The organism is Micromonospora sp. PLK6-60 (genome assembly GCF_019890675.1).
Classification (GTDB): domain Bacteria; phylum Actinomycetota; class Actinomycetes; order Mycobacteriales; family Micromonosporaceae; genus Micromonospora.
Genome location: NZ_JAIOAA010000006.1, coordinates 399,521 through 405,520, shown reverse-complemented (window position 1 = coordinate 405,520; position 6,000 = coordinate 399,521). Strand labels below are relative to the sequence as shown.

General features: G+C 75.4%; 10 protein-coding genes. 7 read left to right on the top strand and 3 right to left on the bottom strand.

From position 1 onward, the window contains the following. From K7640_RS15305 to K7640_RS15295, 3 genes are all read right to left on the bottom strand, one after another. Window positions 1-308 (bottom strand): hypothetical protein (locus K7640_RS15305; RefSeq protein ID WP_222955472.1); only part of this gene is annotated, 308 nt, incomplete at its 3' end. 49 nt (window positions 309-357) lie between these two features. Then, window positions 358-720: a hypothetical protein gene (locus K7640_RS15300; RefSeq protein ID WP_222955471.1), complete on the bottom strand. Its 363-nt coding sequence runs from the start codon at window positions 718-720 to the stop codon at window positions 358-360. 14 nt (window positions 721-734) lie between these two features. Continuing rightward, window positions 735-1,049, bottom strand: a complete 315-nt coding sequence (locus K7640_RS15295) for a hypothetical protein (RefSeq protein ID WP_222955470.1) — start codon at window positions 1,047-1,049, stop codon at window positions 735-737. A 360-nt stretch (window positions 1,050-1,409) separates the two neighbouring features. Here K7640_RS15295 and folP point away from each other — a divergent pair, with 360 nt between their 5' ends. The 7 genes from folP to K7640_RS15260 all read left to right on the top strand — a co-directional run bounded on the left by folP (window position 1,410) and on the right by K7640_RS15260 (window position 5,986). Then, window positions 1,410-2,288, top strand: coding sequence for a dihydropteroate synthase (gene folP / locus K7640_RS15290; protein WP_222955469.1), 879 nt, complete (start codon window positions 1,410-1,412; stop codon window positions 2,286-2,288). Then, on the top strand, window positions 2,285-2,644 hold the full coding sequence (gene folB, locus K7640_RS15285; RefSeq protein ID WP_222955468.1) for a dihydroneopterin aldolase: 360 nt from the start codon (window positions 2,285-2,287) through the stop codon (window positions 2,642-2,644). The genes folP and folB overlap by 4 nt, the downstream gene beginning before the upstream one ends. Then, a complete protein-coding gene (folK, locus tag K7640_RS15280) occupies window positions 2,641-3,168 on the top strand; it encodes a 2-amino-4-hydroxy-6-hydroxymethyldihydropteridine diphosphokinase (RefSeq protein WP_222955467.1) in 528 nt (175 codons plus the stop codon). Before folB ends, folK begins: the two co-directional genes overlap by 4 nt. A 19-nt stretch (window positions 3,169-3,187) precedes the next feature. After that, window positions 3,188-3,724: a DUF3180 domain-containing protein gene (locus tag K7640_RS15275; protein WP_222955466.1), complete on the top strand. Its 537-nt coding sequence runs from the start codon at window positions 3,188-3,190 to the stop codon at window positions 3,722-3,724. 119 nt (window positions 3,725-3,843) lie between these two features. After that, entirely contained in the window at window positions 3,844-5,055 is a 1,212-nt protein-coding gene (locus K7640_RS15270) for an ABC transporter permease (protein ID WP_222955465.1), read from the top strand. Between the two features lie 59 nt (window positions 5,056-5,114). After that, complete coding sequence (locus K7640_RS15265) at window positions 5,115-5,423, top strand: hypothetical protein (RefSeq protein WP_222955464.1); 309 nt, start codon at window positions 5,115-5,117, stop codon at window positions 5,421-5,423. Window positions 5,424-5,485: 62 nt separating this feature from the next. Further along, on the top strand, window positions 5,486-5,986 hold the full coding sequence (locus tag K7640_RS15260; protein ID WP_222955463.1) for a hypothetical protein: 501 nt from the start codon (window positions 5,486-5,488) through the stop codon (window positions 5,984-5,986). The last annotated feature ends 14 nt before the right edge of the window (window positions 5,987-6,000 follow it).

Genomic DNA, 6,000 nt, shown 5'->3' with positions numbered 1-6,000 from the left:
GGGCGGCGGGCGGCGGGTGGCGCGGGCAGCGCCGCACGGCTCGGCCGGGCACCGCCGAACAGGTCGAGGAAGGGGGAGTCGATGTCCGTGCCGTCGCCGGCCAGCGGCGGCGGGCCCGCGGGCTCGACCGGCCGCGCGGGGCCGGGCCGGGGGGCCTGGAAGACGCCGACCCGCCCGTGGCCGGGCCCCGGCACCAGGGCGGTCTCGTCGGGCTGTTCTTCCTCGGTGTAGTCGATCGACCGCGCACGGTTAACGCGCGGGCCGGCATGCCGTCCGGCCGGGGAGCCCGGCGTGGAGGAGCGGTTCATGCCACCGCCTCACCCGTGTCGTGGGGTCGTGCCGTCGGCGCGCACCCGGTCATGCCAGCTCCTCCCGGATCCTGATCCGGCTCGCCACCAGGCGCGGGTCGCGCTGTTCGGCGGCCGGTTCCCGGGTACGGCGCCAGTCCGTCAGCGCGGTGCGGATCACCATCCGCGCCGGCCGGTCCGGGTCGACGTACCGGAAGATGAACGAGGTGGTCACGATGGCGAGCGCGATCTCCCACGCCGGGAAGAGGTCGACGCTCATCGTGAACAGCCAGTGGATGAACACGTAGAGGGGTACGAGCAGCATGAACAGGCCGTACTGCGCGTACGGCAGGTGGACGGGCAGGGTGTAGCCGGGCGGGCCCAGATAGACCAGGCGTGCCCGGTAGATGTCGTCGTCGGTGCGCAGCCGCATAGGTCGCCCCGCGCCTACTCGAAGATCAGGTCGATCAGGTAGTCGCCGACGAAGAAGAGGGTGGCCGCGCCGGCGATGAAGGCGAGCCCGACGATGGCGATGGCGGAGCTGGTCAGCACCTTCGAGATCTCACCGCGGCTGGCCCGCCCGATGAAGATGACCCCGAGCACGGCCAGCAGGATCGGTGCGATCTTGCTGGCGAAGAAGGAGACCACGCCGTTGGTGTCGATGCCCTTGGGGGCCGGCTCGGCGAGCGGGGTCGACGTCAGGGTGTGGAACAGCTGGGTGACACCGGACGTCGCCGTCTCCACGAGCTCGATGGCGATCACTGGAAACCTCCCCATGTCGCGGCCCGGGGGGAGCCGCGGTGGTGCAGTCGGGCGAACCTGGCGGGACGCGTTCTCGATGACATGGCGTCCCTGACACTGTGTCTGTCACTTCGCCACGGACGGTGGCGACGTCTGGGGGGATTTGCCCCGCTAGAGCCCTCCCTCCGGTCTTCGCCCGCCCGTTGCTGGGCCATTCCAAAGCGTACGGGCCGCCCCCCTTTGCGACAAGCCGCGAAGAGTCGACCCGATCGGCCCCGGACGACCGATCGTACACCTGTTCCAATAGGCACGTCAGGGCCGGTCTTCCGGGCGGTCACCCGGGCCGCCGGTCGCCCGGCTCGCGCCCGGTACCGTGCAGTCGTGACCGATCTGGTACGGGCGACGGACCCGGTGGTGATGGGCGTCCTCAACGTCACGCCCGACTCCTTCTCCGACGGCGGCCGATACGGCAACCTCGACGCCGCCGTCGCACACGGGGTGCGGCTCCGCGCGGAGGGTGCCGGGCTGGTCGACGTGGGCGGCGAGTCCACCCGGCCGGGCGCCGAGCGGGTGGACGCCGAGACCGAGACCGCCCGGATCCTCCCGGTGGTCCGGGAGCTGCACGCCGCCGGCATCCCGGTCAGCATCGACACCAGCCGGGCCCGGGTGGCCGAGGCGGCCCTGGCCGCCGGCGCGGACGTGGTCAACGACGTCTCCGGCGGCCTCGCCGACCCGGACATGGCCCGGGTGGTCCGCGACGCCGGCTGCCCCTGGGTGCTGATGCACTGGCGCGGGCACTCCCGCGAGATGCGCGCCCTGGCCAGCTACACCGACGTGGTCGCCGACGTCCGGGTCGAGCTGGGCCAGCGGGTCGACGCGGCCCTCGCCGCCGGCGTCGCCGCCGACCGGATCGTCATCGATCCCGGGCTCGGCTTCGCCAAGACCGCCGCGCACAACTGGGAGCTCAGCGCCCGCCTGCCCGAGCTGATCGGCCTCGGGTTCCCGCTGCTCTTCGGGGCCAGCCGCAAGTCCTACCTGGGCCGCCTGCTGGCCGACGCCGACGGCACGCCCCGGCCCACCTCCGGCCGGGAGGCGGCCACCGTCGCCACCAGCCTGCTCGCGGTGGCGGCGGGGGCGTGGGGAGTCCGGGTGCACGACGTGCGGGGCACCGCCGACGCGCTCGCCGTCTGGCGGGCCACCGGCCGCCCCCACCTGGTGGCGCCGGCGCCGGCCGGCGCCGGGAACGAAGGGGACCGATGACCGACCGGATCGAGCTGACCGGCCTGCGCGCGCACGGCCGGCACGGGGTGTACGACTTCGAACGCGCCGACGGGCAGGAGTTCGTGGTCGACGCGGTGCTCGAACTCGACCTCGGCCCGGCCGCCCGCTCCGACCTTGTGGCCGACACGGTGCACTACGGCGAGCTGGCCGAGCAGCTGGTCGCCGTGGTCACCGGGGAGCCGGTCAACCTGATCGAGACCCTCGCCGACCGGCTGCTCGCGGTCTGCCTGGCCGAACCGCTGGTGGCCGCCGCCACGATCACCGTGCACAAGCCGGAGGCCCCGATCCCGCACGCCTTCGCCGACGTGGCCGTGACGATGCGGCGTACCCGGTGAGCCGGGCCGTGCTGTCGATCGGCAGCAACCTCGGCGACCGCCTCGCCCACCTGCGCGCGGCGGTGGCCGCGCTCGGCGACGCCGTGCGGGTCGTCTCGGGCGTCTACGAGACTCCACCGTGGGGGGACGCAGACCAGCCCGCGTACCTCAACGCGGCGGTGCTGGTCGCGGAGCCGGCGGCCGGCCCGCGCGACTGGCTGGACCGGGCCCGGGCCGCCGAGACGGCGGCCGGCCGCACCCGCGACCCGGAGCGCCGGTACGGGCCACGCACCCTCGACGTGGACGTCGTCGCGGTCTGGGACGACGCGGGCGAGCCGGTGTTCAGCGACGACCCCGAGCTGACCCTGCCGCATCCCCGCGCCCACCTGCGCGCCTTCGTGCTGCGGCCGTGGATCGACATCGAGCCGCACGGCCGGCTGCCCGGGCACGGCTGGCTCACCGACCTGCTGAACGCCGAGCCGCTCGCCTCCGACGCCCTGGAACTCGGTCCGCGGCCCGATCTGGCGATAGAGTCGGACGCATGACCCAGTGGAGCCGGCTGGCATGACCCAGGCGCAGTCCCCGCGCGGGGGCGATCCCGACCGTTTCCGGATGGGCCCCACCCGCGTTTCGACGCTCGTGGTCGCGGCCCTGGCCGCCGCCGCGCTGGCCTGGCTGCTGGTCAGCGCGTTCTACTACGACGTGGTGCCGAGCCTGCCCTGGCTGCCGGTGATCACGCTGGCCGGGCTGGCGGTGCTGGAGGCGTACGCCGCGCTCAACACCCGCAACCGGATCGAGCGCCGGCCCGGCCGGGACCCGGTCAATCCGCTGCTGGTGGCCCGGTTCGTGGTGTTGGCGAAGGCGTCCGCGCTCGCCGGCGCGATCTTCCTCGGCTTCTACGCCGGCATCACCGGCTGGCTGTTCATCGAGGACACCAACGCCGCCATCGAGGACCGGCCGGCCGCCATCGCCGGGCTGGTCGCCGCGCTCGCCCTGGTCGCCGCCGCGCTCTGGCTGGAGCGCTCCTGCCGGGTGCCGGAGCAGGAGGACGACGAGGACCGGGCGGGCGCCGACCGGGAGAATCGTCCCGGTCAGCGCTGATCAGGGGGGGTTACGCGTCGCCCCCGGCGCAGGTACCGTGCCTGGCGACCGAGAGCAACGGCCGCCCCGGTCCCTGCGGGCGACAGTGGGACGGCCGCCCACCGCGGGAGGCGCGCGTCATGGGGTACGACGAACCTGGCTGGAGCACGACGGCGGAGCCGTCCTCCGGGGTTCCCGCGGCCGGGCCGGAGCACACTCCCGACGACCGTGCGGTCGAGGAGCAGGGCCGGGACCGGATCGCCGTGCACGCGTGCTGGGAGCTGGTCCTGCTCGTCGCGCTGGTGGTGGTGACGCTCCTGCTCTGGCAGCGGGACGCCGGCGCCCTGCGCGGCGCGGCCCTGCGCGCCCTGGCCGTCGACGTGGTGGCGTACGGCCTGCTCGCCCTCGCCGCCGGGCTCAGCCTGCGCACCGCCGCGGTGAACCTCGCGGTCGGGCCGGTCGCCGTCGCCGCGGCGCTGCACTTCGCCGAGCAGGGTGACCGGGGGGTGGCGGCGGCCGCCGTCCCGGCGCTGGCCGTCGCCGCGCTGGGCGGGCTGGCGGTGGGCCTCGCGATGGTGGTGTTCCAGGTGCCCGGCTGGGCGGCCACCCTCGCCGGCGCGGCCGGCGTGATCGTGTACATCGAGCGCCGCGCCACGCCGGTGCTGGTCCAGGGCGAGTACGACCCGCGGCGCAGCGCCTGGTACCTGCTCGCCGGTTTCGCCGCGGCGGCCGTCCTCGGCGGGCTGTTCGGCGCGGTCCGGTCGATCCGCCGGCTGATCGGCCGGTTTCGGCCGGTCGCCGACCCGGCCCGGCGGCGCGGGGTGGCGGCCGCGGTGATCGCCGTCGGCGGGCTGGTCGGCTCGACCGTGCTGGCCACCCTCGCCGGGATCCTGATCGCCGCGAACGGCGCCGAACCGGTCGCGCCCGGCACCGGGCTGGACTGGACGGTGCTGGCCGTCGGGATCGCGGCGCTCGCCGGCACCAGCCTGTACGGCCGTCGGGGCGGCGTCTTCGGCACCCTCCTCGCGGTCGGGCTGACGGTGGTCTTCCTGGCCTGGGCCGACGCCCGGGGTTGGACGTTCAGCCGCTGGGCGGTCGGCGGGGTGGCCCTCGGGCTCGGCCTGCTGGTGACCCGGCTGATCGAGTCTGCCGGCCGGCCCGCGACCGGCGGGGTGGCCGAGCCGGCGCCACCCCGCGACGGCGCGCTCAGCGGCGGCTGGTCGCTGCCCCAGCCCGCCCCGGTGGAGAACTGGCCGCCGGCGATGCCCACCCAGGCGGTGGAGCCGCCGGCGCAGTGGGAGGGGCCGCGCTGGGAGTCCGGCCCCAACCGCTGGGACAGCACCGACCGGTAGGCCGGCCGTCCGCCGCGTCCGGCGAGCCGAAGGTGATCTCGCCGGTTAGGCTCGGCGGCATGACCGACACACCTGCCACCGGCACCGAGGGGCGCTCCTTCGCGGAGCTCGACGCGCTCTCCACGGAGGAGTTGCGGGAGCGGGCGTTCGCGCTGGCCCGGGAGCGACGCGACGTCGGGTTCTTCTGGTCGGTGCTGCGGCACCTGCCGAACGCCGACGAGGCCGCCGCGCTGGACGGCGCGCCCAACTCCGTCGGCCCGACCATCGACGAGGCGTCGGCGCTGTGGCGCGAGCTGACCGGGCACGGCTACGAGGAGTCGGCGCCGCTGCTGCGGGCCGCCTTCATCGACTACCTGCTGAAGCACTGACCCGGCGGGCCCGGCCGGCGCGCAGGTTTGCCCGATCCGAGCGGGCGGGAACTGAGCGCGGCATGGCCCTGACCAACCGCCCCCGGACCGTCAGCGGGTACGGCACCGCCGCGGGCACCGGCACCCTGGCCGTGCTCATCCTGGTCGCCGTCTGCGGCAGCCCGTGGTATGTCGGCTGGGCCGCCACGCACACCGATCCGGACGGGGCCGGCAGCTGGTTCCTGCGGCTGCTCGCCTGGCCCGCCTGGCGGTTCGGGATGGGCGACTCGGCCGACCGGATCTCCGGCGGCGACCTGCGGGCGATCCTGCTGGTGCTGCTGGCCGCCGGGCTGCTCTACCTGATGCCCGCCGCCCAGGCCGCCCGGGTGCCCGGCTCGCTGAGCCAGTTCTGCACCGGCTGGGCGGCGTACGCGCTGGCCGCCGGCCTGGCCGCGCTGCTCGCCGCGTTCCTCGGCACCGACGCGTCCCTGCTGGTCAGCTTCCAGGCGGCCGGCACCGGCGCCACGTACGGCTTCTTCGCCGGCTGGATCGTCGGCCTGGCCAGCCTGGGCGGTCGCGCCTGACGCGGCTCACGCCG